22 protein-coding genes are annotated in these 25,582 nt (G+C 36.4%); 16 read left to right on the top strand and 6 right to left on the bottom strand.

Annotated elements, in window-relative coordinates:
• Positions 1 to 30 precede the first annotated feature (30 nt).
• The 4 genes from LT143_RS15405 to LT143_RS15390 form a co-directional block, all read right to left on the bottom strand.
• On the bottom strand, positions 31 to 855 hold the full coding sequence (locus LT143_RS15405) for a carbohydrate ABC transporter permease (protein WP_246944240.1): 825 nt from the start codon (positions 853 to 855) through the stop codon (positions 31 to 33).
• On the bottom strand, positions 852 to 1,808 hold the full coding sequence (locus tag LT143_RS15400; RefSeq protein ID WP_246944238.1) for a carbohydrate ABC transporter permease: 957 nt from the start codon (positions 1,806 to 1,808) through the stop codon (positions 852 to 854). Before LT143_RS15400 ends, LT143_RS15405 begins: the two co-directional genes overlap by 4 nt.
• A 76-nt stretch (positions 1,809 to 1,884) precedes the next feature.
• A complete protein-coding gene (locus LT143_RS15395; RefSeq protein WP_246944235.1) occupies positions 1,885 to 3,177 on the bottom strand; it encodes an ABC transporter substrate-binding protein in 1,293 nt (430 codons plus the stop codon).
• 18 nt (positions 3,178 to 3,195) lie between these two features.
• Entirely contained in the window at positions 3,196 to 4,557 is a 1,362-nt protein-coding gene (locus LT143_RS15390; protein ID WP_246944233.1) for a GH1 family beta-glucosidase, read from the bottom strand.
• 406 nt (positions 4,558 to 4,963) lie between these two features.
• On the opposite strand from LT143_RS15390, the gene LT143_RS15385 reads away from it, so the two are divergent.
• From LT143_RS15385 to LT143_RS15305, 16 genes are all read left to right on the top strand, one after another.
• The gene (locus LT143_RS15385; RefSeq protein WP_246944230.1) at positions 4,964 to 5,932 is read left to right on the top strand and encodes a GNAT family N-acetyltransferase; all 969 of its coding nucleotides are present in this window, start codon (positions 4,964 to 4,966) and stop codon (positions 5,930 to 5,932) included.
• The gene (locus LT143_RS15380; protein WP_246944227.1) at positions 5,929 to 7,242 is read left to right on the top strand and encodes a lipopolysaccharide biosynthesis protein; all 1,314 of its coding nucleotides are present in this window, start codon (positions 5,929 to 5,931) and stop codon (positions 7,240 to 7,242) included. Before LT143_RS15385 ends, LT143_RS15380 begins: the two co-directional genes overlap by 4 nt.
• A 123-nt stretch (positions 7,243 to 7,365) precedes the next feature.
• On the top strand, positions 7,366 to 8,721 hold the full coding sequence (locus LT143_RS15375; RefSeq protein WP_246944224.1) for a polysaccharide deacetylase family protein: 1,356 nt from the start codon (positions 7,366 to 7,368) through the stop codon (positions 8,719 to 8,721).
• Entirely contained in the window at positions 8,711 to 10,036 is a 1,326-nt protein-coding gene (locus LT143_RS15370; RefSeq protein ID WP_246944222.1) for a P-loop NTPase, read from the top strand. The genes LT143_RS15375 and LT143_RS15370 overlap by 11 nt, the downstream gene beginning before the upstream one ends.
• A gap of 96 nt (positions 10,037 to 10,132) precedes the next feature.
• Positions 10,133 to 11,947 (top strand): polysaccharide biosynthesis protein, encoded by a 1,815-nt coding sequence (locus LT143_RS15365; RefSeq protein WP_246944218.1) that lies wholly within the window; start codon positions 10,133 to 10,135, stop codon positions 11,945 to 11,947.
• Positions 11,948 to 11,969: 22 nt separating this feature from the next.
• The gene (locus LT143_RS15360) at positions 11,970 to 12,986 is read left to right on the top strand and encodes a Gfo/Idh/MocA family protein (RefSeq protein ID WP_246944216.1); all 1,017 of its coding nucleotides are present in this window, start codon (positions 11,970 to 11,972) and stop codon (positions 12,984 to 12,986) included.
• Positions 12,987 to 13,009: 23 nt separating this feature from the next.
• Entirely contained in the window at positions 13,010 to 14,140 is a 1,131-nt protein-coding gene (locus LT143_RS15355; RefSeq protein WP_246944214.1) for a DegT/DnrJ/EryC1/StrS family aminotransferase, read from the top strand.
• A gap of 220 nt (positions 14,141 to 14,360) precedes the next feature.
• A complete protein-coding gene (locus LT143_RS15350; RefSeq protein WP_246944212.1) occupies positions 14,361 to 15,698 on the top strand; it encodes a nucleotide sugar dehydrogenase in 1,338 nt (445 codons plus the stop codon).
• 48 nt (positions 15,699 to 15,746) lie between these two features.
• Positions 15,747 to 16,976, top strand: coding sequence for an O-antigen ligase family protein (locus LT143_RS15345; protein ID WP_246944210.1), 1,230 nt, complete (start codon positions 15,747 to 15,749; stop codon positions 16,974 to 16,976).
• A 3-nt stretch (positions 16,977 to 16,979) separates the two neighbouring features.
• The gene (locus LT143_RS15340) at positions 16,980 to 18,083 is read left to right on the top strand and encodes a glycosyltransferase family 4 protein (RefSeq protein WP_246944208.1); all 1,104 of its coding nucleotides are present in this window, start codon (positions 16,980 to 16,982) and stop codon (positions 18,081 to 18,083) included.
• Positions 18,084 to 18,104: 21 nt separating this feature from the next.
• The gene (locus LT143_RS15335) at positions 18,105 to 18,743 is read left to right on the top strand and encodes a PIG-L deacetylase family protein (protein ID WP_246944206.1); all 639 of its coding nucleotides are present in this window, start codon (positions 18,105 to 18,107) and stop codon (positions 18,741 to 18,743) included.
• The gene (locus LT143_RS15330) at positions 18,740 to 19,429 is read left to right on the top strand and encodes a WbqC family protein (protein WP_246944204.1); all 690 of its coding nucleotides are present in this window, start codon (positions 18,740 to 18,742) and stop codon (positions 19,427 to 19,429) included. The genes LT143_RS15335 and LT143_RS15330 overlap by 4 nt, the downstream gene beginning before the upstream one ends.
• A complete protein-coding gene (locus LT143_RS15325) occupies positions 19,426 to 20,679 on the top strand; it encodes a glycosyltransferase family 4 protein (RefSeq protein ID WP_246944201.1) in 1,254 nt (417 codons plus the stop codon). The genes LT143_RS15330 and LT143_RS15325 overlap by 4 nt, the downstream gene beginning before the upstream one ends.
• Complete coding sequence (locus LT143_RS15320) at positions 20,679 to 21,407, top strand: acyltransferase (RefSeq protein WP_246944198.1); 729 nt, start codon at positions 20,679 to 20,681, stop codon at positions 21,405 to 21,407. Before LT143_RS15325 ends, LT143_RS15320 begins: the two co-directional genes overlap by 1 nt.
• Positions 21,408 to 21,420: 13 nt before the next feature.
• On the top strand, positions 21,421 to 23,217 hold the full coding sequence (locus LT143_RS20645; RefSeq protein ID WP_336296623.1) for an aminotransferase class I/II-fold pyridoxal phosphate-dependent enzyme: 1,797 nt from the start codon (positions 21,421 to 21,423) through the stop codon (positions 23,215 to 23,217).
• On the top strand, positions 23,218 to 24,273 hold the full coding sequence (locus LT143_RS15305; RefSeq protein WP_246944196.1) for a lipid II:glycine glycyltransferase FemX: 1,056 nt from the start codon (positions 23,218 to 23,220) through the stop codon (positions 24,271 to 24,273). It begins immediately after the preceding gene.
• Positions 24,274 to 24,542: 269 nt separating this feature from the next.
• Here LT143_RS15305 and LT143_RS15300 read toward each other — a convergent pair whose 3' ends face one another.
• Together LT143_RS15300 and LT143_RS15295 are read right to left on the bottom strand one after the other, a co-directional pair.
• Complete coding sequence (locus tag LT143_RS15300; protein ID WP_246944194.1) at positions 24,543 to 25,253, bottom strand: SDR family oxidoreductase; 711 nt, start codon at positions 25,251 to 25,253, stop codon at positions 24,543 to 24,545.
• A 29-nt stretch (positions 25,254 to 25,282) separates the two neighbouring features.
• Positions 25,283 to 25,567, bottom strand: coding sequence for a hypothetical protein (locus tag LT143_RS15295; protein ID WP_246944192.1), 285 nt, complete (start codon positions 25,565 to 25,567; stop codon positions 25,283 to 25,285).
• Between the last annotated feature and the right edge of the window lie 15 nt (positions 25,568 to 25,582).

The following is a 25,582-nucleotide window of genomic DNA, read 5'->3' as shown; positions in this document are numbered from 1 at the left end:
AGATGTTACCTCTGAATCAAGAGATTTTTCTTATTTAACGGAGCCCTGAGTGAGTCCTGCAATAAAGAATTTATTGAAGATAAGGAATACAATAACAAGAGGAACTGTAGCCCAGAAAGTTCCTGATAATATCATACCATAATCACGAATATAAACATCATTTAATGAACGTATTGCAACTTGAATGGTTTGGAAGCTAGGGTCTCTTAACACTGTTACTGGCCATAAGAAATCATTCCAGATTTGCATGAATGTTACAATTCCTAATGTTGCAAAAGCTGGAAGGACAGAAGGTACAACAATGTTCCAATAGATACGGAAGTTGCCACAACCGTCAATTTTCGCAGCTTGAATAATTTCATCAGGGACTGAATCTTTTATATATTGCCTCATCCAGAAAATACCAAATGCATTAACTAATCCTGGTACTACGAGTGCTTCCATGCTATTAAGCCAACCTAACTTTGTAATGATAAAATACGAAGGAACAAGACCTAATTGAGAAGGTACCATCATCGTAACAAGTATAGAAACGAAAAGCACATTTTTACCACGGAATTCCATTTTTGCAAATGCAAATCCAGCTAAGGAACAGAGAAATAATACACCAACTGTTACTAAAGTAGAGACGATAAATGAATTTGCAAGCGCCTCAAAGAATTTAATTTGTTGTAGTACATTCTGAAAATTAACTACCAAGAATTCTCCAGGTATAAAAGCTGGAGGTGTTTGATTTATAGCTTCCTTTGAATTGGTTGCCATGACAAACATCCAGTAAAAAGGAAAAATAGAGAGGATTGCACCAACTGACATCATGATGTATAAGAGTATTTTACTGATTGTGATTCCTCTCATCGCGATACACTCCTTTTAAATAGCTTACGTTCTCTGTTTGTTAAGAGGTAATTCAATATCGTGAATATAATAATAATAAAGAATAAAATAATGGCTGTTGCAGAGGCAGTTCCAAATGCATTGTTACGGAATGCTTCACGATATAAATATAGTACAACAGTCATCCCTTCGTCTCTTACATCATTTAGTCTTCCAAAGAACACAAGTGGCTCAACAAAAAGTTGCCAAGCACCTATTGTGGATAGGAAGGTTGTAAATAAGATAACAGGCTTTAATAAAGGCAACGTAATGTGACGAAACTTCATCAACGTGCTTGCTCCATCAATTTCTGCAGCCTCATAGAGATCATGAGGAATACTCTGCAAACCAGCTAAAAATATAATCGTGTTATAGCCTACCCAACGCCAGAATACCATCGTAGATATCGCGATTTTTACTCCCCATTCTGAAGTTGTCCAATTAATGGGATCAAAACCCAAGAATATTAGTATAGTGTTCATTAATCCTGAAGGTTGATTACTAAAAATAACACTAAATACAATGGCAACGGCTAGAATAGAAGTTACATACGGCATAAAAATTGCAATCCTAAATACATTCTTAAAGCGCAGCCATGTTGCATTTAGAATCGTTGCTAAGATCATTCCAATTAAAATTTGAGGTGCAGTTCCTAATAACCCAAGAATAATCGTGTTGTAGATAGATTTCCAAAATAAAGGATCTTCTAAGATCCAGATAAAGTTTTTCCAGCCTATAAAACTCATTTCGCCTAGTCCATTATATTTTTGAAAGGCTAGGTAAAAACTGAAAAGCATTGGGAATAAACCAAAAATAGCAAATAGGATAAAAAATGGTGAGATGAAGAAGTACGCAGAGATTGCATCTTTTTTTCTCTCGGAAAGACCGGACTTGGTAAGTGTCGTTTTTCTTTGATGGCTAGCTAATTCCTCCATAATAATGTCCCCTTTCACTCATTTACTAATAATAAGGTATGGCGGAGTTAATCAGCCATACCTTATAAATTAATTACTATTGTCTTTCTAATTGTTCTTTAATGCGATCCATTGCTTCATTCCATTCTTTTTCTGGATCTGCATTATTCGCTTGAACGTTTTGTAAAGCCTTCATAATTTCGCCTTGAACTAGTGTGAAGTTTTTACCATAGTATACGTCTTTTACTTTCTTAGCAGCATCACTTAAGATTTGTGCGGTTGGTAAGCCACTGAAGTACTCATCTGTATGATTTTTGAAAGCTTCTTCCTCATATACTGATACAGCTGATGGGAATAAACCTTGGTCTAAGAAAGATTTTAACTGGTTTTCCGGTGATACTAGCCATTCAATGAAGTCATAGGCTTCTTGTGGGTGCTTAGATTCTTTTGTAATAGCTAAATATGATCCACCCCAGTTACCAGCACCTTCAGGCATTTGGACCATAGCCCATTTTCCAGCCGCATCTGGTGCATTTCCTTTTACAACTCCTTGCATCCAAGCAGGACCTAATAGAGTCGCGTATTTACCATCTGCCATAGCAGCTCCCCACTCAGGTGTCCAAAGTCCTAGGTTACCAAGAAGATCTTTTTCGATTAATTTAACTGTGTAGTCATATGCACTTTTAATAGCTGGATTTTTATCAACAATCAGTTTTTCTGAACGATCGAAGTAAATTTCATCCGATTGGTCACGTAGAGCGTTGAAAATAAGTTCCACATTATCAGTCATAGGTTGACCTGTTTTTGCTTTTACTAGTTCAGCAGCCTTTTCAAAATCTTCCCACGTTTTAATTTCTTCAGCTACTTGAGCAGAGTCAGTTGGAAGGCCAGCTTGTTCAAATAAGTCTGTACGATAGTACATAACTGTTGGACCGATATCAGTAGGTAAACCGAATAAGAATGACTTATCAGCGCTCTCTCCTACACTCCATTTCCAGTCTAGATAGTCGCCTTTAATATCATCAGCACCCATATCGTATAGGTTTACAAATTTATCTTGAGCGTCTCTAAACTTTTCAATAAATCCTACTTCGATCATGACGATATCAGGTGATCCACTACCTGCAGAAATCGAAGTAAATAAGTTATTATGGTGGTCGTTAAAGTCAGCAGTGTTTACTTGAACTTTCACATTTGGATGCATTTTAGCATATTCTTCTGCAAGTTTTTCATACCCAGTGCTTCCAAATACGCCCATTGTAAGCTCAACAGTACCTTCTTTATCCTCTGAATCAGGTGTAGAAGAAGAGTCCGGAGCAGTGCTACATGCGAAAAGCGAAGTAGCTAACACTAATGATGTTCCTAGCTTTAAGAAATTTTTTAGTTTCATTTTGAAAATCTCCTCCATTTACAAGCTAACGCTATTTTTAGTCTTGTTAGTATTTATCATATCTCGATACCATAATGCACTTTTCTTAGGTGTTCTTTTTTGTGTTTCATAGTCTACATAAACAACACCGAATCTCTTATCGTATCCAAATGCCCATTCGAAGTTATCTAAAAATGACCAAACGTAATAACCTCTTAAATTTACTCCGCTTTCCATTGCCACTAGGCATGCTTCTAAATGTTGCTCAATATAGGAAAGGCGTAAGTCATCATGGATTTCTCCGTTTTCATCTACTGTATCATCGAAGGCAGCGCCATTTTCCGTAATATAAATTGGAATACCGTTATAATCGTTATGAAGGCGAATAAGTAAGTCAGTTAACCCTTGAGGGTGTATCTCCCAATCCATCGCCGTAACTGGTTTTCCGCTGGAAACGGTTTCAGCTTTAAGAAAATGAAACTCACCTTCTGTAGAAGGCTTAACATATGCGATTGAGTAGTAGTTAATTCCTAAGAAATCTGTTGGTTGAGAGATGATTTTTAAGTCACCATCATGGATAAACGAAAAATTGGTAATATCAGAATAAAGGTCAAGCATGTCGTTCGGATAAGCCCCTTTAAAAACGGGATCAGCAAACCAACGATTTAAAAAACCATCCCAAGATTGTGCAGCTATCATACTTGCTGCAGTTTCATCAGCAGGATATGCTGTTGCCATATTTAAGGTAATTCCAATCTTACCATCTGTTGGGCCTACTTCTCTAAAAAGAGAAACAGTTTCTCCATGAGAAAGTAAAATGTGATGGGATGCTGAAAGAAACGATTGTAAATCTTGGTGTCCAGGAGCATGTACTCCATTACCATAACCCAAATAAGAAACAACCCATGGTTCGTTGTGAGTAATCCAATATTTAACGGTATCACCTAGCTCTCGAAACATTGTTTCGGCAAATTGTTTAAAATATTGAACTATCTCTCGGTTTGTCCAACCACCTTTGTCTTGTAACCACTGAGGTAGGTCCCAGTGATATAAAGTGGCCATTGGTGTAATTCCTTGTTCTAAGAGAGTGTTGACTAACTTTTTGTAAAAATTAAGTCCTTGTTGGTTAGGTGTCATTGTCTCTGTTGGGAAGATCCTTGGCCAGCTAATAGAGAAACGGTAAGAGTCAACGTTTAAATCCTTTAACAGTTGAACATCTTCTTGATAGAGGTGATAGTGATTACATGCAACATCACCAGTGTCTCCATTTGCTACTTTGCCAGGGGTTCTGCAGAAACGGTCCCAGATTGACTCGCCTCTACCGTCTTCTTTGGCAGCACCTTCAATTTGAAAAGCAGCAGTAGCTGCTCCCCAAACAAAATCTTTAGGGAAAGTACGCATCATCTACCTCCTATATTTATTTACCTTTACTACTTATAAAAACCGGTTTCGTAATTTTAATATAATAGATTGCGAAATATTCGTCAATATATAGAAATTACAAGCTCGACCCTTAATTTTAATGGTTTTAATATAAATATAATTAGAAAGTACTAATTATGAATAAAAATTCATGTCAACCTTTTATTATTTTTACTAAAACGGTTTCGTTATGTTTAATGGGGGTTGTTATTAGAAGAAACGCATCATAAGTCATGGCACTAATATGATATCTATACCCCCTATAGAAAAGACTTTTTCTTTCGCATAGTTTAATTTCCTCCAGCTAACTGTTACTATTATGTCACTTTTTATCTCGATGAATACATTAATAGTACTGTATGTTTTAGCTTTGGAGGGATAAAGTATGAACAGCCAGAAAAGAACGGATCAAGAAAAATACAGAGGATTATGTGCGAGTGAGTCGACGATACCTATCTTTGCAAAGGATTGGTGGCTAGACGCATTAGTTGGAGAAGATAATTGGAATGTTGCTTTAGTCGAAAAAGGTGAAGAGATACTTGCAAGTTTACCGTACGTTAAGAAAAACCGTGGTATATATACCATACTAACGATGCCTAAACTCACACCATTTCTAGGTATTTGGGCTAGACCAGCAGAAGGAAAATATGTAACAAGGTTATCTCATGAGATGGAGTTATATGAAAAATTAATAGAAAGGCTTCCGACATACGATCATTTTCAAACTTCTTTACATCATACGATTACAAATTGGTTACCTTTTTATTGGAAGGAATTCAGACAAAAAACGAACTATACGTATGTAATTGAGGATCTACATGATCTGGATGAAGTATTTGATAATTTTAAATCGCGTTGCAGAAGAAATATTAAGAAGGCAGAGCAAATTGTCCATGTATATAGTGAGGATGATATAGAAAAGTTCTTCCATGTAAATAAAAAAACCTTTGATAGACAAGGTTTAGAGATGAGTTATGACTTATCGTATCTTAAGAAGTTAGATGCTGCTTGTGAACAACATCATTGCAGAAAGATATTCTTTGCTGAAGATGACCAACGGAGAATTCATTCGGTTTTATATCTTGTCTGGGACCAGCAAAGTGCCTATTATCTCATGTCAGGAAGCGATCCGGAACTCAGAAATAGTCAAGCTAATAGTTTATTAGCTTGGGAGGCAATTAAGTATTCTTCTAATGTGACAAAAAGCTTTGATTTTGAAGGCAGTATGATCCCTGGAGTGGAAAATTTCTTTCGTGGTTTTGGTGCTATTCAGAAACCCTATTTAACAATATCTAAAACTAATTCATTCCTTATCAAAGTACGAAATTTCATAGTAGATGAGCTGAAACGATGAAACGGTTACCTATGTTTTTTCAGAAATGGAAAGGGGATGGGTTTCTAAGTAAAGTATTAGTGTTGGCCGGTGGTACTGTAGTAGCACAAGGGCTACATGTTCTTCTATCCCCGTTGTTAACCCGGTTGTACACTCCAAGTGATTTTGGCGTACTTATGGTTTTTATCTCAATCGTCGGAATCTGTTCTAAAGTGGTGGATCTTCGATATCCTCTAGCTATACCTCTTCCAAGTGAAAGAGATAAGGCATTACACCTTCTTGTTTTGTCTTTACTATTAACCCTCATAACGACAACCATTATGACTAGTACATTGTTTCTAATAGGGGAAGACTTATTATCTCTATTTAGTGCTGGAGAGTTGCAACGTTACTATTGGCTGGTCGGGCTAAGCATGATGGGAATTGGTTTTTATCAGTCGTTGAACCATTGGGCTATCCGCAACAGAGATTATGTGTTAATAACCATAACAAAAATGAATCAAAGTATTGTGCAATTATCCGTACAATTAATTTTTGGTTTTTTGAAGTTGGGTAATATTGGATTATTGATTGGGGACAGCTTGGGCCGTATGGGAGGTAGTGGATTGCTTGCCTCATTAGTATGGAAAAAGCACAAAAAGGATCTTCAAGTTATATCCGTTAGGAAAATGTTAGAAGTGGCTAAATTATACCGACGTTTTCCGCTTTACTCCTCTTGGTCATCACTCCTAAATGGTATAGCATTACACATTACTCCATTATTAATCGCAATGAATTATGGTACAGGAGTGGCTGGATTATGGGCACTTAGTGAACGGGTAGTAGGGGCACCGATGGGGTTAATAGGAACAGCGGTAGCGCAAGTTTACTTTGGTGAAGGTGCTAAATATGCTAGAGAAGAACCCAAAAAGTTTCAGGAAATGTTTGATACAACAGCTAAGCATTTATTCATGTGGGGGCTCATTCCTACCATACTTTTCATGGTCATTAGTCCATGGCTATTTCCGTTTATATTTGGAGAAGAGTGGAAGGATGCTGGGGTGTTTGTACAAATCTTAGCCATTATGTATCTTGCTCAGTTTACTATGTCCCCTTTATCAACCACACTCGACATTTTGCAAAAACAAAACTGGGAGTTAGTTTGGGATTTGTCACGTGTCTTACTAGTCGTTGTCGGTATAAGTCTTGCCTCTTATTTTCATTTATCAGCGAGTTTAGCGGTTTTTATTTATTCAACCGTGATGTGTAGTTCTTATATAGCACTATACATTTTATGCAAAGTTGCAATCCGCCAACTTGTAAAGAGTTCCTCACTTTCCTCAAACACATGACCTTTATTATTACCGACATAGGCTCCCGCCGTTACAAAGACAAGCTGAGTAAGAATAGGTTGGTTGTAACGAATTGCAAGTGTAAGCTCGCTGGAATCCTAATAACGAGGGAGCTTGGTACTAATGAAAATTTTACTTCCTGGGAAATTTTTAGATGAACGGACTTATATTGTCAATGTACTGTTAAAAGATTTTTTAGGATTACAATTTGAAATAGAGGTTCATAACATACTAGATTATGTCATTTTGTTACCGAATGGAAAAGAGTTATGGATAAAGGATCACTTCTTTTCGCATGTACCTCCTACTGAGGGATATCTTCATCATTCATTCCTACCAACTAAGGTGAGTTTTGCAAAGAATAGGTTTATTCCTGAGCAAGATATACCTATTATTTATGGAACAGAAGATGTAGACGTCATCAGGGACGAAAGGATCATTTGCAACATAGATCTATTCGCTTCTTCGTTCTTTATGTTAACAAGATGGGAAGAATACGTGAACAAGAATCGCGATTCATTTGATCGTTTCCCAGCTAAAGAAAGTCTTGCTAATAAACATCTGTTTTTAGATCGACCAGTTGTGAATGAATACACGGAGATGTTATGGAGTATGCTTTTGTTTCTTGGGATTGAGCAAGATAGGCTAGAGCGAAGATTTTCTATTATACCTACCCATGACGTGGATCATATTCGTTTATGGGATTCTCCAATAGATGTACTCAGAACAATGGTAGGGGACCTAACCATTAGGAGAAATGTAAATCTTGCTCTTAGCCGGCCTAAGCAGTATTTAAATATAAAAAACAACCATGAGAAAGATCCTTTTGATACGTTTGATGACATTATGGACCAATCTGAAGCCCTTGGTATTCAATCGAGATTCTTCTTTATGAACGGAGGCGTGACAAAGTTTGACCGAAAATACAAACTAAAAGATCGACACGTGCAAAATGTAATCCAACGAATTAAAAGGCGCAATCATATCATTGGGTTTCACCCAAGTTTTAATACCTATACAAACCCAGAACTGTGGAAACAGGAGAAGGAAGGATTAGAGGAAGTATTAGGTCTTCCAGTCAAGGAAGGTCGTCAACATTATTTACGATTTCAAGTTCCGTTGACATGGGAGATATGGGAGAAAAACAATATGACCGTGGATATGACAATGGGTTATGCCGAAAAAGAAGGCTTTCGAGCGGGAACATGCTACGAATACCGAGTGTTTGACATCCTAAAAAGAAGAACATTGGATGTAACAGAGTTTCCGTTAATAGTTATGGAATCTACTTTCTTCTACCAGGATGATGTAAGACCAGAAGAGATGATAAAACGTATAAATTACCTCAAACAAAAGGTGAAGAAATATAATGGCAACTTTGTCATACTGTGGCATAACTCAAATTTTAATCACGGTATTTGGAAGGACATCAAACATGTATATAAAGAGGTTCTAAGGAGGGATGATGATGAACAATAATCCGAATTTCAAACAAATTGATTTCACTTTTCTATTTTACATGTTAAGTAAGTGGAAGTGGACAATTGCGTCAGTCCTTCTAGGCAGTATATTAATTACTGTGATGACTTGTTATGTATTTATTAAACCGATGTACGAAGCAAATGCCAAAATCTTAATTACAGTTGCAGAAGAACAGAGAACGCAAAATATAAACCTAGACACTCAAACCATGAATACCTACAGGGAAATGATTAATACGTCTGTTATCCTTAAGAGTGTACAAACAGATTTACAGGAGTACAAACTTAGTATAAAAGAATTAAAGGAAAATATTGATGTTACGTTTATACAAGAAACTCCACTAATGAAGATCACTGTAAAAGGAGACTCCATTGAAAAATCAGAAGCCATTATGAAGAGTCTGATTGAGGTTGTAAAGGTTGAAATAACGAAACTGTCAGGGTACAGGTATGAACTAGTGGAATTAGAAGTCCCAAATGGGATAGACATGGACCAGAAACCGGTTTCACCTAATTATTCTTTTATCATCATGATTACAGTGATATTAACCTTTGGCCTAACGTTCACCATCATATTGTTTAAAGAGGTGTACGAAGAGAGAGTTGGAGAAGAAGAGGATTTTCGTAAAATGGGGGTACAAACATTTACGCCCATTCCACATATTTGGAAATCAGATCTTGTAAGGTATATATCAAGCCTATTAAAAAGAAATCAGTATCCACTAATTAATCAAACTGATATACCGGTAAAAATCACACAATCTTTCAATGTCTTATATAATCAATTAAAAAATCAGAAGTTTATCATTGTTACATCTTCAAAGGCCGGAGAAGGGAAGACATTTGTTGCATCAAACTTAGCGATTTCATATGCTCTTCAGCAAAAAAAGGTATTACTTGTTGATGCAAATATTGTGTCTCCTAAGCTTCATACGATCTTTCAAACAACTAATGATTCAGATTCACAGAGGCTATACAAAAATATCATCTTATTAACTGCAGATTCTATTAAATCCCATGCACAAAATAACATACTATCTACGAGTACTCTTTTACAGCTATTCAATGTGTTTACAGAAAAAAATGTTGTCGATGTCATTATTATTGACGCACCCTCAGCTGAACATGCTTTTCAATTACAATCAATCTGTTTTCCTGATAGTAAAGTGCTAATGGTAGTGGGACAAAGAAGTGTTACGAAGAAGGAACTAAGGAATTCAATATTACAGATAAAGGGATATAATGTTTCAGTTATTGGGACTGTGTTAAATAAAACAAGGAATCTAGATAAAAAGTTTTTCAGAAGAAAATAGATCTTACAAGGCAAATAGGAGAGAAGGCAAAGAGAAACAAATACTAAAGAAGAGAGGTTTTTACAGAAATTAAACAAAGTAAAAAGGAGAAACTTTATGAAGACTTTAAACTATTCCTTGATGATCCTGATAGATTTAGTCCTTGTTCTATTAAGTGTATTTGTAGGTTACTATTTATTCTTAGAAGGAAACCTACAACGAGAACTGTTTCAATCGTATCTTCCTTATAGTCTAGGGCTATCCACTATCATTATGATATTTATGATCTTTTCAAAGCAATACATCCGCCTTTGGAAGTATGCAGGCATTCGAGAATTCTTATCTCTCATTTTCTATATTTCGGTTAGTGTCGGGATTACATCCCTCCTAATTTACTTATTTAAATGGGATATACCGTTATCCATCCAATTTAGTTCCCTGCAAACAATTATCTTGTTCTTAGGTGGTGTAAGAGTCTTACAAATGCTCTCCCTAGCAGAAATTTTTCAACCTAAAAGATTGAAGAATCGGACACTCATCATAGGCGCTGGTGATTGTGGGACCTTAGTTGTAAAAAAACTTAAAGAAAATCATGATACAAGATTACAGCCATTGGGCTTTGTAGATGATGACTTACAAAAGATTGGTCGAAATATATACGGCTTACCTGTGTTAGGAAATCGTGACAATATACAAAACCTTGTACAGAAGTACCATATAAACCATATTATTGTGGCTTTACCGTCTGTTCAAAAGCAAGAGTTAAAGAAGATCGTAGAACTCTGTAAGAAAACAGATGCTAATATTATTGTAATACCAAGAATTGATGAACTAATCCATGGAAAGTTATCAATAAATTCAATAAAGAATGTTGAAGTAGAAGACCTATTAAAAAGAGAAATCATTAAACTAGATCTTAAAGAAATTAAGAGCTATTTATCTGACCAAATTGTACTCGTCACTGGTGCTGGTGGTTCAATTGGTTCAGAGTTATGTAGACAAATATTAGAATTTAATCCCCACACATTACTCTTGCTAGGACATGGTGAAAACAGCATCTATTCTATAGAACAAGAATTAAGACAAACATTCCCAAATAAACAAATCCTTCCTATTATTGCAGATATCCAAGATCAAAAACGGATGGAGTCTATTTTTATAAGATATCGACCACATGTTGTGTTCCACGCAGCTGCTCATAAGCATGTTCCATTAATGGAAGAAAACCCAAGTGAAGCCATTAAGAATAATGGGATCGGTACGAAGATTGTAGCAGATTGTGCTCATAAATATAAGGCGAACAGGTTTATCTTAGTTTCTACTGACAAATCTGTTAACCCAACGAGTGTAATGGGAGCTTCAAAACGAATTGCTGAAATGTACTTATATGGAATAAGTAAAGAGAGTAGTACAATCTTTTCCTCAGTTCGTTTTGGTAATGTGCTGGGAAGCAGGGGGAGCGTCATCCCGCTCTTCAAAAAACAGATCGCTTCAGGTGGTCCTGTGACAGTTACACATCCAGAAATGACACGGTATTTTATGACGATTCCAGAAGCGGTTCTCCTCGTTATTCAAGCAGGTGCACTTGCTAAAGGAGGAGAAATATTTATTCTCGATATGGGAGAGCCGGTGAAAATAGTAAATTTAGCGGAAGATATGATCAAACTCTCAGGCTTTGAGCCATATAAGGAAATTGACATTCAATTCATAGGGATGAGGCCTGGTGAGAAGCTTTTTGAAGAGTTGATGCTAGATGAAGAGAAAAATGGAAGAACCATTCATGATCGTATTTTTATTGCCAACATGCTTGAAACAAACCGCTCGCAGCTAGAGCGACAACTAAAGCAGTTAAGAGAGGCAATAGAAGAGGATGATCCGGTGTTAATTAGACGAGAAATAAAGAACATAATACCTTCATTCAGAATAGAGTAAATGAAGAGAGGTGGTGATAGATTTGGTATTAAAGTTTGCCATTGTGGGCTGTGGTCATATTGCTAGAAAGCATGCACTTGCAATCTTGGAAAATAGTGATGCACGTTTACTTGGGATATGTGATAAAGACACAAGTAAACTAGAAGAGTTTTATTCTGATTTTCATGCCGAGAAGTATACAAGTTTTCAAGAGATGCTAAATAATAAGGAGATTGACGTCATAAATATTTGTACACCTAGTGGAACTCATGCAGCTTTGGCTATACAGGCAGCTGAAGCGAAAAAGCATATCATATTAGAAAAGCCGATGGCACTAACCTTGGAAGACGCAGATGCTATAATTCATGCATGTAAAAAGCATGATGTAAAACTCTCTGTTGTGCATCCAAACCGATTTCGACCAGCTATCCTTGAGTTGAAAAAAGCAATCGATGAAAACAAATTTGGACTTATTAACCTAGTGAATGCAACGGTTTTATGGAATCGTAGTGAAGAATACTACTCACAAGCTAATTGGCGTGGCACGAAAGATCAAGATGGTGGAGTATTGATGAATCAGGCCATCCATAATCTTGATCTTTTACTATGGTTGGTTGGAGAGGTAGTGGAGGTTCAAGCTTATCTAGATACGAGGCTAAGAAATATCGAGGCCGAGGATCTTGCCACAGCTATCATCAAATTTCGGAATGGGGCACTAGGAGTAATTGAAGCAACCTCAACGATTTTCCCTACCAATTATAAAGAGTCAATTAGTATATTCGGTGAATTTGGTAGTGCGGTTATTAGTGGTCCAACAGCTAATTGGATTGACCATTGGGAATTTAAGGGTGAAACGAAGGAACAGAGTCAGTCTATTATTGAGAAGATAAGTCAAGACCCATACGGTTTATCAGGCCATCATCTTCTTGTTCAAGATATGATTGATTCTATCAAACTAAACAAAACTCCTGCTGTTACAGGAGAGGATGGAAGAAAAGCACTCGAGCTTGTTCTTGCCCTTTATAAAGCGGCAGACCAGAGAAAAACTTATAAACTATAAGGAAATAAGTTAGGAATGATAGGATGAAAAAACCAAAGAATGAAATCCCTTTAGTAGATACGGCTGAGCAATATCTTTCATTAGAGAAAGAGATTAATAAAGAGATAGTTAATGTATTAGCGAGTGGCCAATATATAATGGGTCCAAAAGTAGAGGAGTTTGAGAGGGCAATAGCAGCGTATTGTGAGGTAAAGTATGCTATTGGAGTAGCAAATGGAACAGATGCATTACTGTTAACGTTAGAGGCACTTGGTATCGGTGCAGGGGATGAGGTCATAACGACTCCGTTTACTTTTTTTGCGACGACAGAGGTCATCTCAAGATTAAATGCGATCCCAGTATTTGTGGATATTGATCCCGATACGTACAATATAGACACCTCAAAAATTGAAGCAGCAATTACGCCTAAAACAAAAGCCATTATACCTGTACATTTATTTGGACAACCCGCTAACATGGATGAAATAGTAGACATTGCTGAGCAACGGAGTCTTTATGTTATAGAGGATGCCTGTCAGGCAATTGGTTCCTTATACAAAGGAAGGAAAGTCGGAAGTATGGGAATTGCGGGTTGCTTTTCTTTCTTTCCAACCAAGAATTTAGGTGGGTTTGGTGATGGAGGGATGATTGTAACTAATGATGCTGATTTGACAAGTAAAGTAAAACGACTACGGATCCATGGCAGCAGTCAAAAGTATTATCATACTCATATTGGCTATAATAGTCGATTAGATCCAATACAAGCAGCAGCATTACATGTGAAATTACCTCACTTAGATTCCTATAATCAAATGAGAAGAAAAAAAGCAGCGATCTATAACGACTCCTTTAAAAACCTACCACTTAAACTCCCTACAGAACAAGAGTGTAGTGACTCTGTTTATCATCTATATATTATTCAAACCCCTCTAAGAGAGCAGCTAATGACCTACTTGCAAGAACATGGAATACAAACAGGCATCTATTATCCAGTCCCACTGCATTTGCAAGAAGTGTACCAGCATTTAGGGTATAAAAAGGGTGATTTGCCTGAATCGGAAAAGGCATCCACATGTACACTTGCATTGCCACTGTACCCTGAATTAACAAAAGACAATCAGAGCTATATTATCTCTATAGTAAGGCAGTTTTTTAAATCAATAAGTAAAAAATAGGTCCGACAATCGGATCTATTTTTTTAGGTAATCAAAGGCTCTGTTTACTATCGACAGATTATTACTAAAGACTTATGTCTGTATGTAAATAAATGCAGGGTATACGCCGTTACAACGGGACTATAGGTGGAATAATCTGTTAGAAAGAGGATAAAGAAAATTTCCTAAGGATTGTGTAGAGTGTAAGGGGAAAATCATCTAAAAAGGGAGGGGAAAAATAATGGATCTACCAGCAGATAACGACTCAACTATTGCTCAACAGTTAATAGACAAGTTTACATCTAAAAAAGCAGTTATTGGAGTAGTAGGACTTGGTTATGTAGGACTTCCACTAGCTGTTGAAAAGGCAAAAGCTGGTTTTCAGGTTATTGGTTTTGATATCCAGCAGCAGAAGGTGGATATGGTTAATAGAGGTGAAAACTATATATTAGACGTGGCAGATGAAGAATTAAAACAGGTGGTTGATCAGGGTAAAATAATGGCAACTTCAGAGTATTCATTTATTCAAAAGGTTGACGCAGTAGCCATATGTGTACCGACTCCCTTAGATATTTATAAGCAACCTGATTTAAGTTATGTGAGAAGTTCTACTGAACAAATTGCCAAACATCTAAAACCCGGAATGTTAATTGTGTTAGAGAGTACAACATACCCAGGCACCACAGAGGAAGTGCTAAAGCCAATTTTAGAAGCATCTGGATTGAAATGTGGTACTGACTTCTTTCTAGCGTACTCACCAGAACGTATAGATCCCGGTAATGCACATTTTAAAACGAAGAATACACCGAAAGTAGTAGGAGGAGCAACACTCCTATGTACAAAAATGGCGGCAACGATGTATCGGTCGGTGTTAGAGGGTGATGTACATGAAGTTTCCAGTGCAGCAGTGGCAGAAATGGAAAAAGTCTATGAAAACACATTCAGAAATATAAATATTGCCCTGGCCAATGAAATGGCCATTCTCTGTGACAAGATGGGATTGAATATTTGGGAGGTCATTCAAGCAGCTGCCACAAAGCCTTATGGGTTTATGCCCTTTTATCCTGGTCCTGGAATTGGCGGACATTGTATTCCAATTGACCCGTTTTATTTAACATGGAAGGCTCGGGAGTATAATTATCACACTAGACTCATAGAACTTGCCGGAGAAATTAATACTAGTATGCCAGAATTTGTAGTAGAAAAGATTAGCAAGATTCTAAATGAGGAAGGAAAGCCAATTAAGGGTTCCATTATTTACTTGTTAGGCATTACCTATAAGAAAGATATCAGCGATGTGAGAGAATCACCTGTTTTATTAATTGCGCAAATTCTACAAAATAGAGGCGCAACCATTATAAGCAGTGATCCCTATATTGATACATGGAGTGATGGGAAACAGCTATATCAAACGGTTCCTGTTACGAAAGATCAACTACAGAAAGCTGATATCGTTGTGATTACGACAGATCATAGCAAGTTTGACTATAAAGAAATTGCCACTACCTCACAAGTTATCTTAGATACTAGAAATGCGCTAAACAACCAGGACACAGTGAGTAAGTATTATCGATTATAAGAGGTATTGTGTGCTTAATCAATGATTAGGTCAAAGGGTGGAGAGAAAATGAAACAAACCAGCTTATTAGGGTATTTAACTCGTCTCTTTTCGTTTGAAGCCGTGTTTATTCTGTTTTTATTTGCCGGTTTGTATAAAGGAGACCCTATAATCAGTTCCATCATTCCTCTTGACCTGACTTTGTTCTTTTTCGGACTAAGTAGCATTTACTGTTTATATATACTCGGCCTAGAAAGAAGATGGTTAATAGATGTTCACGCAGCGGGTACTAATGGTATCTACATTCTCTTTGTAGGCTATATATTAACTAGCTTACTGTGGTCACCTAGTCAATGGTATGCCTCCGAGAAGGTACTTTATATGTCTAGTACTGTATTACTTTCACTATTTGCTACAAGCGTCATCATTTCTTCTTCTCAAGTAAGAGTTAAACAATTTCTTCAGCTAACTTTTTTACTGTCACTATGGTTCTCCGTTCAAGTAGTTATTCAGTACCTTCAATCAGATCGAGAAGGTTTCGTAAACGTTATGGGAAGTAGCTATTTGGGTACAGGGCAATTAATTGGTTTAGGGGCGGTCATTTGCTCAGGGTATATGCTCTTTTATACACGAAGTATCGTTTCAAAATTTCTAAGCTTTTTCATGTATATCTATATGCTCTCTTCCTTATTAGTTCTTGGCGGACGTGGACCATTAATTGGAACCATTTTAACTTTACTCGTCCCACTGTTTTATTCAATATCCATTAAAAGACACCATATTAAATTAAGAGTCTATGCTCTTACGTCCCTGGTTATTATTACAGTTATTATTAGTACAATTGTTTTTCTTTTGATGACCAACCAAAATTTGCTTACGCTTACTAGATTAATGTCTTTTTTTGAAGGAGAAGATGTAACGTCAGCGGGTGTAAGGTCTAGTTATTATTGGAATTCAATCACCTATTGGATGCAACAACCAATCTTTGGACATGGCATTGGTTCATGGCCCATCCTTCATGATGGAGCTGATATTCGCAATTACCCACATAATATTTTTTTAGAAACAGCGGCTGAATTAGGTCTTATTGGATTAATCCTCCTATTATCGCTACTTATTCACTCGATGAAAAACCTATTTAACATCCGTGTAGTGAATAATAGTAAATTAAATCTCATCATCGTTATGATGTTTATCAGTTCATTTTTTAATGTACTTGTTAGTGGTGATCTTCCGGATAATAGGTTGTTTTTCGCTATATTGGGACTGTTGTGCTTTTTAAATAGAAAGGCTGTGTAACATATGAAAGTTTGTATCTTAACATCCGTTCATTCGATTGATGATACAAGAATTTTTTATAAGGAAGCATTAAGTTTAAAGAAGCATGGGCATGATGTTTACTTTATTGTTCAGCATGAGAAAGATACAGTCATAGACGGTGTAAACATTATTCATATAAAAACACCGTCACATCGAAGAGACCGTTTTTTTAAAACAATTTTTGAGGTATATCAAAGGGCTATTGAAGTTCAAGCAGACATCTATCACTTCCACGATCCTGAGCTGATTTTAGTAGGGTTACTATTAAAATCAAAAGGAAAAAAGGTCATATATGATGTTCATGAGGATGTCCCTCGTCAAATCCTTTCTAAGTACTGGATTAAGCCGGCACTTAGAACAATCATATCAAAAGGTTTTGAAGCGTTCGAGAATATAAGTGTAAGGTATTTTGATGCCATCATCACAGCAACTCCTTATATTTCTAAAAGATTTAAAAAACGTTCGAGTAATGTTGTGACGGTTTGTAATTATCCAATTAAAGAGGAATTTGAGGATGGAGATTTTAGTAAAGAACTAAAAGAAAATGCGGTTTGCTATGTAGGTGGATTGTCAAAAGAACGAGGCATTAAAGAAATGGTTGATTCTATGAAAGAAACAGAAGCTTGTCTTTTGCTTGCTGGGTCATTTGCGGAACAAAAACTTCAAGAACAGATGAAAAAGCTCCCTGGCTGGTCAAAGGTAGAAGAGCTTGGTTACTTAGACCGGGAAGGCGTAAAACAGACACTTAGAAGATCTGTTGCAGGATTATATGTAGGTCATCCAACACCAGCATATGTACATTCACTACCTATTAAGGTATTTGAATATATGGCCTCAGGTATACCCGTTATTACATCTAATTTTCCTATCTTAATGGATATCGTAACAAAAGAAAATTGTGGTTTATGTGTAGATCCACTTGATTCAAATGCATTGGCTAACGCCATACAATGGATGGTTAACCATCCTGAAAAGGCTAGTGAAATGGGGAGGAACGGACGAGAAGCCGTTCTATCGAGATATAACTGGGAAGCAGAGAGTGTGAAACTCATGGAGGTGTATGAACAAATAAGTGAAGAGGACTAAACTCATTGAGGAGAGATACGAATGTTTAAGGTTAAAAGATTGTTAGTTTTAGCACCACATACAGATGATGCAGAATTAGGGGCTGGTGGACTTATTGCAAAGATGATGGAAGAAGGTGTGGAGGTATATGTTATAGCCTTCTCTTCTGCAGAGGAATCACTACCAGAAAACTTGCCTTCAGATACTCTTTATAAAGAGTTTAATAACGCAATGTCCATACTAGGTGTTAAGGAAGAGCATACAAGGGTGTTACCATATAAAGTCCGTAAATTCTCAGAAAAACGACAAGATATTTTAGAGGAAATAGTCAGTTTAAGAAGCGAGATTAACCCCGATTTAGTATGTTTACCATGCTCACAAGATGTTCATCAAGATCATAAGGTTATCCATAATGAGGGAGTAAGAGTGTTTAAGCATATACCTGTACTTGGGTATGAATTACCTTGGAACCAAACATCCTTCTCATCACAAGCATTTGTCCAATTAGAAGAGCGACATATTGATTTGAAGTGGAAAGCTTTACAATCCTATCAATCTCAAATTCAGCTAAATAGGCCGTATTTTTATAAAGAATTTATCTATGGACTTGCAAGACTAAGAGGAGTTCAAATAAAAAAAACATGGGCAGAATCCTATGAGGTATTGAGGGTCGTATTATGATTGTATCCATTCACCAACCTAACTTGTTTCCATGGATGGGCTTTTTTGAGAAAATGGCGGCTTCTGACATCATGATTCTTCTTGATCATGTTCCATATAGTAAAAGAAGTTACCAAAATCGAGTAAAAATTAAAGGACCACATGGTACAAAGTGGCTCACGATCCCTGTTCAATCGAAAGGGAATTTTGCACAGGTCACAAATGAGGTGTTAATAAGCGGCGATAAAGATTGGAAAACAGACCATGTAAATACATTACAGTTTTTTTATCGAAGTACTCCACAATTCAACGATATATTCCCCAAGATACAGCAGCTATATGAACAATTAAATGTAAATAACCTCATTGATTTTACCATTCCGACTATTGAATTAATTAAAGGCGAGCTAGGAATTAATACAAAACTAATAAAAGCTTCCACATTACATCCTAAGGGTAAACGATCGGAGCTGTTAGCTGAGCTTGTAAAAGAAGTAGGGGGAACCACCTACCTTTCTGGACCCACTGGTAAAGATTATCTAGAAGAGAAATATTTTATGGAAGTAGGTGTAGAGATTGACTTTCATTCTTTTCAGCCCTTTGAGTACCCCCAGCCTTTCGGAGAGTTCACGCCAGGTTTAAGTACCTTAGATTTTCTATTTAATGTCAAGGATCTTTCTTTATGGAAGGGATTGAAAAGGCTATGAATATATGGATCTTTAATCATTATAGTAATGGCCCCTTATCTAGCGGTGGAACAAGACATTATGACTTAGCGAAAGAGTTAGTGAAAAAGGGCTATCAAGTTACCATCTTCGCTTCATCATTTGCTCATCAAGCAAGTGAGGATACTAGAATTACTAAAAAAGGTGAAGAAGTAAAGATAGAACAACATGAAGGGATCAAGTTCATTTGGATTAAGACGGAACCTTATGTGAGAAATAACTGGAGAAGAGTGAAAAACATTTTAGATTACTCAATTCGAGCATATAAGTATGCCAAACATTTAAAGGAACATCCTGACATCATTATTGGCTCGTTAATGCACCCACTTGCCCCAGTCATAGCCTATTGGTTGGCAAAAAAGAAAAAAGCCACCTTCTATTTTGAAGAAAGAGACCTTTGGCCACAGACACTAATAGATATTGGAGGTGTTTCAAAGTATCACCCGGTGGTCATCGCACTTGGTTTATTAGAAAAATTTCTTTATAAGCAAGCAACTAAGATCATTGTGTTATTTCATAAAGCACAGGACTACGTGATAGGTAAAGGAATTGAAGCGGATAAAGTACTTTTTTTACCAAATGGAGTAGATTTGTCTAGATTTGATTCAGTACCTTCTGAGCTACCGCTTGAAATAGAAGAATCCTTACGTCACGTAAAAGATAAGTTTATCGCTATTTATACGGGTTCTCATGGAGTTTCTGACTATTTAGATTCCCTACTATGGACAGCAAAAATAGTTAAAGAAAAAAATGATCATATTCATTTCTTATTTGTAGGAAATGGACCTGAAAAAGAAAAGCTTTCTCAATTAAAACAAGAGCTCTGTTTAGGTAATGTTACTTTTTTGCCATCTGTGCTTAAAGAGTATATACCAACTCTCTTAGAGCGGGCGGACGTAGGTCTCATTAGCCTTAAGGATGCGGAGCTGTATAAATGGGGAATCAGTTTTAATAAACAGTACGACTATATGGCTGCAAGTCTCCCAACAATTCTTTTAAGTAATAGAAGTGAGTATCATATTGAACAGTCAGGTGGAGGAGTGATTGTACGTTCTGTTGAAGAAATGGCAGAAGCCATTTTACATCTGTTTCATCACGAAAATCTGAGAAAAGAGTTAGGTGAAAATGCCCGTCGTTTTGTAGAAGATCACCATTCATGGGAAGTGTTATCGACAAAATTAATCAGTACTTTTGATGATGAGAAAAAAACGAGACATGTGGAGGGGAGATAATGAGTCAGGATTACTCAGGTTATAAAGTAGGAAGGAACGTGGTGATTGAAGAAGGTGTTCAACTAGGTAAAAACGTGGTCATCGGTCATAACGTCATCATCTATTCTGGCACAATTATTGGTAACAACGTAGTGATTCAAGATCAGGTCATTATTGGTAAGAAACCAACAAAGGCTAAACATTCTATTTTACAAGTATCTGAAAAATCCTCTCCTACTAAGATTGGGGATGATGTAGTCATTGGATCTTCATCTATTATTTATCATCATTCTGTTATTGAGAATGAGGTATATATTGCCGATTTAGCAACAGTACGGGAAGGTGTACATGTTGGAAAAGGTACGATTGTAGGGCGAGGTGTAGCCATCGAAAATCATTGTAAAATTGGATCATTCTGCAAACTAGAAACAAACAGCTATATTACAGCATACTCGGTGTTAAAAGATCACGTGTTTATTGCTCCTTGTGTTGTCACAACCAATGATCAGTATATGGGGCGAACCGAGGCAAGATTGAAGAGTATTAAAGGTATAACAGTTGAAAAGGGAGGAAGAATTGGTGCAAATGCTATTATTCTTCCAGGAATCGTCATTGAAGAGGAAGGAGTAGTGGCTGCAGGAAGTATTGTGACGAAAGATGTGAAAAAAGGTGAACTAGTAATGGGAATCCCCGCAAAAAAAGTAAGAGATGTACCTCTAGAGCAACGACTACCCGAGAATAACAAGTAAGGTGGAGGTAAATATGTATGTTAAATTTTATAAACAGTTGTTTGATTTCTTCTTTTCTACTTGTCTATTCATTCTACTATTTCCATTAATGCTAGTAGTTGCAATTGTCATTAAGATGACAATTGGCTCCCCGATTATTTATATACAAAAACGACCTGGATTAAATGGTGAACCATTTCAAATTTATAAATTTAGAACCATGACAAATGAGATGGATGAAACAGGAAATTTGCTATCAGATGAGGAGAGAATGACAAAGATAGGGCTATTTATAAGAAAATTTAGTTTAGATGAATTACCTCAGTTACTCAATGTCATGAAAGGAGATATGAGTTTTATAGGTCCAAGACCTTTAAAAATGGAATACCTCCCTTTATATAATTCTTTTCAACAACGTCGTCATGAAGTAAAACCTGGGATCACTGGGTGGGCGCAGGTAAATGGAAGAAATTCTATATCGTGGGAGGAAAAGTTTTCGTTAGATATATGGTATGTAGATCATTGTTCCGTTTGGGTCGATCTAAAAATCATTATACTAACAGTGTTTAAAGTAATGGTAAGAAGAGGTGTTCAATCACCTGGGTATGTAACGATGCCACCCTTTACAGGTAGTCAGCAGGATCAAGAGGAAGAGAGAAGCAATCAAGATTCCCCTATCTTTCTATCACCTCCTCATATGGGAGATATAGAAAGGAAGCTTCTACTAGAAGCCTTTGATTCAAATTGGATTGCACCGTTAGGACCACAAGTGGACCTTTTCGAGAAGGAATTCGCTGAAACAGTTGGTAGCAAAGGAGCCGTTGCTACTAGTTCCGGTACTGCTGCCCTTCATATCGCCTTAAGGTTAATAGATGTAGGGCCTGGAGATTATGTGTTTTGTTCATCTTTAACCTTTATCGCAAGTGCAAATCCCATTTTGTATCAAGGAGCTGAGCCTGTTTTTATTGACTCCGATCGAGATACTTGGAATATGTGTCCTCAAGCATTAGAAAAAGCATTTCAAAGCTGTGTGTATCGTTTTAAAAAACGTCCTAAAGCGGTCATTGTTGTAAATTTATATGGACAATGTGCAAAGTTTGACAAGATTAAAGAGATTTGCGACCGGTATTGTGTACCGATTATTGAAGATGCAGCTGAATCATTAGGGGCCACCTATAAAAATAAGTCTAGTGGCACATTCGGTGAGTTCGGAGTTTTTTCTTTTAACGGTAATAAAATTATCACTACATCAGGTGGAGGTATGCTGGTATCAGATAACTTGAAAGCACTAGAGAGGGCAAGGTACTTAGCTTCTCAAGCTCGCCAACCTGTTATGCATTATCAACATGAAGAGGTGGGTTATAATTATCGGTTAAGTAATTTGCTTGCTGCAGTGGGAAGAGGGCAATTAGCTCAACTTGATCAAAAGGTCCAAATAAAAAGATCTATTTATAACAACTACTTTAATGAACTTTCAAAGATTAAAGGAATTCATTTCATGCCTGAAATATCTGATGGATACTCAACTAGATGGCTGACATGTATCACTGTTGATCAAAAGAATACCAAACTAGATCGAAATAAGATCATAAAGACAATGCAACAACAAAATATTGAGGCAAGACCAGTTTGGAAACCATTGCATTTACAGCCTGTTTATAAAAACAATCTATTCTTTACTACTCAGGAGGTTGGTAGTGTATCAAGTCATTTATTTGAAAACGGAATCTGCTTACCATCAGGAGCTAGCTTAACCAGTAAGGAACAACAACGAGTTATTCACTGTTTAATGTCAGTCATAGAGCAAGAAATGAAAGATGAGGTGAATTAAATGTATTATTCACTTTCCGGCAGCAACAAAGAGGAATGGCAGCGAGAACTAGAGGGATGTGGATTAACAGATATTTATTTTCAACTAGAATATTGCCAATTATATACGTCACTTGGCGATGGAGAGCCATATCTGTTTGTATATGAACACAACGGAGACAAGATTATATATCCTTTTTTAAAAAGAGAATTGGCTACTCTTCCATTTGTTAATGACAAGGAAAAGTATTTTGATAGTATCACTCCATATGGATACGGTGGTCCTATTGGAACCCTATCAGAGACAATGGTCAAAGGTTTTAGGCAGGCATTTGAAGAATACTGTCAAAAAGAGAACATCATAACAGAATTCATACGTTTTCACCCCCTAGTAAAAAACGAATTGTATCATGAGGAATATATGGATGTATTAAACATAAGAGATACGGTTTATATAAATTTAGAGCAGGATGAAGAAAGTTTACTAAGAAATTTTCACAAAAATCACCGAAGAAATACAAGAAAAGCAATCATGCAAGGTTTGACAACCAGAATAATACAAGGTTCTGACGCAGTCGATGAAATTCCCACCTTTCTAAATCTCTACTATCAAACAATGGACAAAAATAAAGCCTCAGATTATTATTACTTTCCTTCTGCCTACTTTCACCGAATTTTTACAGACCTTCCAAACAACTCCTTAATGGTAGTAGTATACAATCATGAAGTGCCCATTGCGGCTGCAATTTTCTTATATCAAGAAGGCTTTTTACACTACCATTTAGGAGGTTCTGATAAAAAGTTCCTGCATCTTGGAGCAAACCATCTGTTATATTATCAGGCAGCTCTTTGGGGAATCAACCATCAATTTAAGCAGCTTCACTTAGGGGGAGGCTATAAAGGCGATGATTCCTTATTTCAATATAAGAAGAGATTTAATCCAACAGGTTTATTAAATTTTTATATAGGAAAAAAGGTACATCATGAAGAAAAATATTTGGAACTGATTAAGAGTTGGAAAAATTATTATAGGAGAGAGGAGTATAATAAGGAATTTTTCCCTATTTATCGGCAATAGAAGTAACTTGTTAAATGGAGAGCACTTTTTAGAGTGTCTCCTTTTTAGCAGTGAACGTAAAACTTTGTTGTTCTTTATATCTTTGAGTATGTATAAGTGATAAATAAGCAAAAAAAAATCCTTTCATGTTTAGAAGGAAGGATTTTAAGATTCAGTTTCTTTATAAATAACTTTTTTTAAAACTCTTTTGCTTATTAATCTACTTATCTAAATAAAACATACTTAAACGAAAAGTTTTTTTCTTTAAAGATATGTTTTATCCTGTAGGATTACAATACCCCTTTAGAAGGGAATATCTTCACTTCATCGATACGAACATGAAGAGGTCGACGTACAATATCTAAAATGGATTCAGCTACATCCTCTGGATTAAGCATATCTTCACTTCTAAGTCCCTCTATATTAGCTGTCATCTCCGTTAATACTGCACCTGGACTTACTATTGAGACACGAATGTTTTCATGTTTGCCTTCTTCGTTTAAGATCTGAGAAAGTCCATTTATCGCATGTTTAGATGCTCCATATACTCCGTTATTAGCTAAAGGAATATATCCTGATATAGAGGATATATTGATGATGCGCCCACCACCTTGATGCTTCATTAAGGCGAAGGCCTCTCGACAGCATAAAAAGACTCCTGTTAGATTCGTATTGATTACATTTTGCCACTCATAAAGTGTTGTTTCCTCAACAGGTTTAAATATACCAATACCTGCATTATTTATTAACGCATCCACCTTACCAAAAGTAGATAACGCTTTTTCAAATAGTGTTACAACACTTTTTTCATCAGTTACATCTAGAAACACTTCTTGCACTTCACCAGGCTGAGCAACTGGATACTCATGAGGGGATTGCACTTGCCGTGATGTGATCCATACACAAGCGCCTTCACTTGCTAAAAGTGTAGCAGTAGCTTTCCCTATTCCCCGTTTTGCTCCTGTAATAATCACAACTTTTCCTTCTAAACTTCTATTCACAGAACGTATTCACTCCAAATTCTAATTGTTTAATTTCTCACAAAACTAGTACGAAAGATTTCTAATCCATAAATGTAGTTTTGTCCATCGTGCTTTTTCCAAACGATTTTACCACTCATCATTTCATGCTCGTCTAAGGTAGGAATGATAAAGGATAGTTCTTCTACATTCAAGTCACATACTGATTTAAAACGTAAGCCTTTATAGCTAATTTCGTCAATTCTAATGGGAATGTTTTTTAGTTCAGGTTCTTTAATGCACATATCAAGTGTTTCATCTAGGTTAATCCTAGGGGAAGTTCTACGATTAAACATTCTCAATCGTCCTTT

It is taken from the genome of Bacillus pinisoli (assembly GCF_023036475.1).
In the GTDB taxonomy this organism is placed as follows: domain Bacteria; phylum Bacillota; class Bacilli; order Bacillales; family SA4; genus Bacillus_BS; species Bacillus_BS pinisoli.
The sequence above is the reverse complement of the archived record's forward strand: the minus strand, read 5'-3'. Positions and strand labels throughout refer to the sequence as shown.

Bases quoted from the DNA above. Each gene is read 5' to 3' on its own strand.
- LT143_RS15405 (WP_246944240.1), bottom strand. From the start codon at position 855: ATGAGAGGAATCACAATCAGTAAAATACTCTTATACATCATGATGTCA.
- LT143_RS15400 (WP_246944238.1), bottom strand. From the start codon at position 1,808: ATGGAGGAATTAGCTAGCCATCAAAGAAAAACGACACTTACCAAGTCC.
- LT143_RS15395 (WP_246944235.1), bottom strand. From the start codon at position 3,177: ATGAAACTAAAAAATTTCTTAAAGCTAGGAACATCATTAGTGTTAGCT.
- LT143_RS15390 (WP_246944233.1), bottom strand. From the start codon at position 4,557: ATGCGTACTTTCCCTAAAGATTTTGTTTGGGGAGCAGCTACTGCTGCT.
- LT143_RS15385 (WP_246944230.1), top strand. From the start codon at position 4,964: ATGAACAGCCAGAAAAGAACGGATCAAGAAAAATACAGAGGATTATGT.
- LT143_RS15380 (WP_246944227.1), top strand. From the start codon at position 5,929: ATGAAACGGTTACCTATGTTTTTTCAGAAATGGAAAGGGGATGGGTTT.
- LT143_RS15375 (WP_246944224.1), top strand. From the start codon at position 7,366: ATGAAAATTTTACTTCCTGGGAAATTTTTAGATGAACGGACTTATATT.
- LT143_RS15370 (WP_246944222.1), top strand. From the start codon at position 8,711: ATGAACAATAATCCGAATTTCAAACAAATTGATTTCACTTTTCTATTT.
- LT143_RS15365 (WP_246944218.1), top strand. From the start codon at position 10,133: ATGAAGACTTTAAACTATTCCTTGATGATCCTGATAGATTTAGTCCTT.
- LT143_RS15355 (WP_246944214.1), top strand. From the start codon at position 13,010: ATGAAAAAACCAAAGAATGAAATCCCTTTAGTAGATACGGCTGAGCAA.
- LT143_RS15350 (WP_246944212.1), top strand. From the start codon at position 14,361: ATGGATCTACCAGCAGATAACGACTCAACTATTGCTCAACAGTTAATA.
- LT143_RS15345 (WP_246944210.1), top strand. From the start codon at position 15,747: ATGAAACAAACCAGCTTATTAGGGTATTTAACTCGTCTCTTTTCGTTT.
- LT143_RS15340 (WP_246944208.1), top strand. From the start codon at position 16,980: ATGAAAGTTTGTATCTTAACATCCGTTCATTCGATTGATGATACAAGA.
- LT143_RS15335 (WP_246944206.1), top strand. From the start codon at position 18,105: ATGTTTAAGGTTAAAAGATTGTTAGTTTTAGCACCACATACAGATGAT.
- LT143_RS15330 (WP_246944204.1), top strand. From the start codon at position 18,740: ATGATTGTATCCATTCACCAACCTAACTTGTTTCCATGGATGGGCTTT.
- LT143_RS15325 (WP_246944201.1), top strand. From the start codon at position 19,426: ATGAATATATGGATCTTTAATCATTATAGTAATGGCCCCTTATCTAGC.
- LT143_RS15320 (WP_246944198.1), top strand. From the start codon at position 20,679: ATGAGTCAGGATTACTCAGGTTATAAAGTAGGAAGGAACGTGGTGATT.
- LT143_RS20645 (WP_336296623.1), top strand. From the start codon at position 21,421: ATGTATGTTAAATTTTATAAACAGTTGTTTGATTTCTTCTTTTCTACT.
- LT143_RS15305 (WP_246944196.1), top strand. From the start codon at position 23,218: ATGTATTATTCACTTTCCGGCAGCAACAAAGAGGAATGGCAGCGAGAA.
- LT143_RS15295 (WP_246944192.1), bottom strand. From the start codon at position 25,567: ATGTTTAATCGTAGAACTTCCCCTAGGATTAACCTAGATGAAACACTT.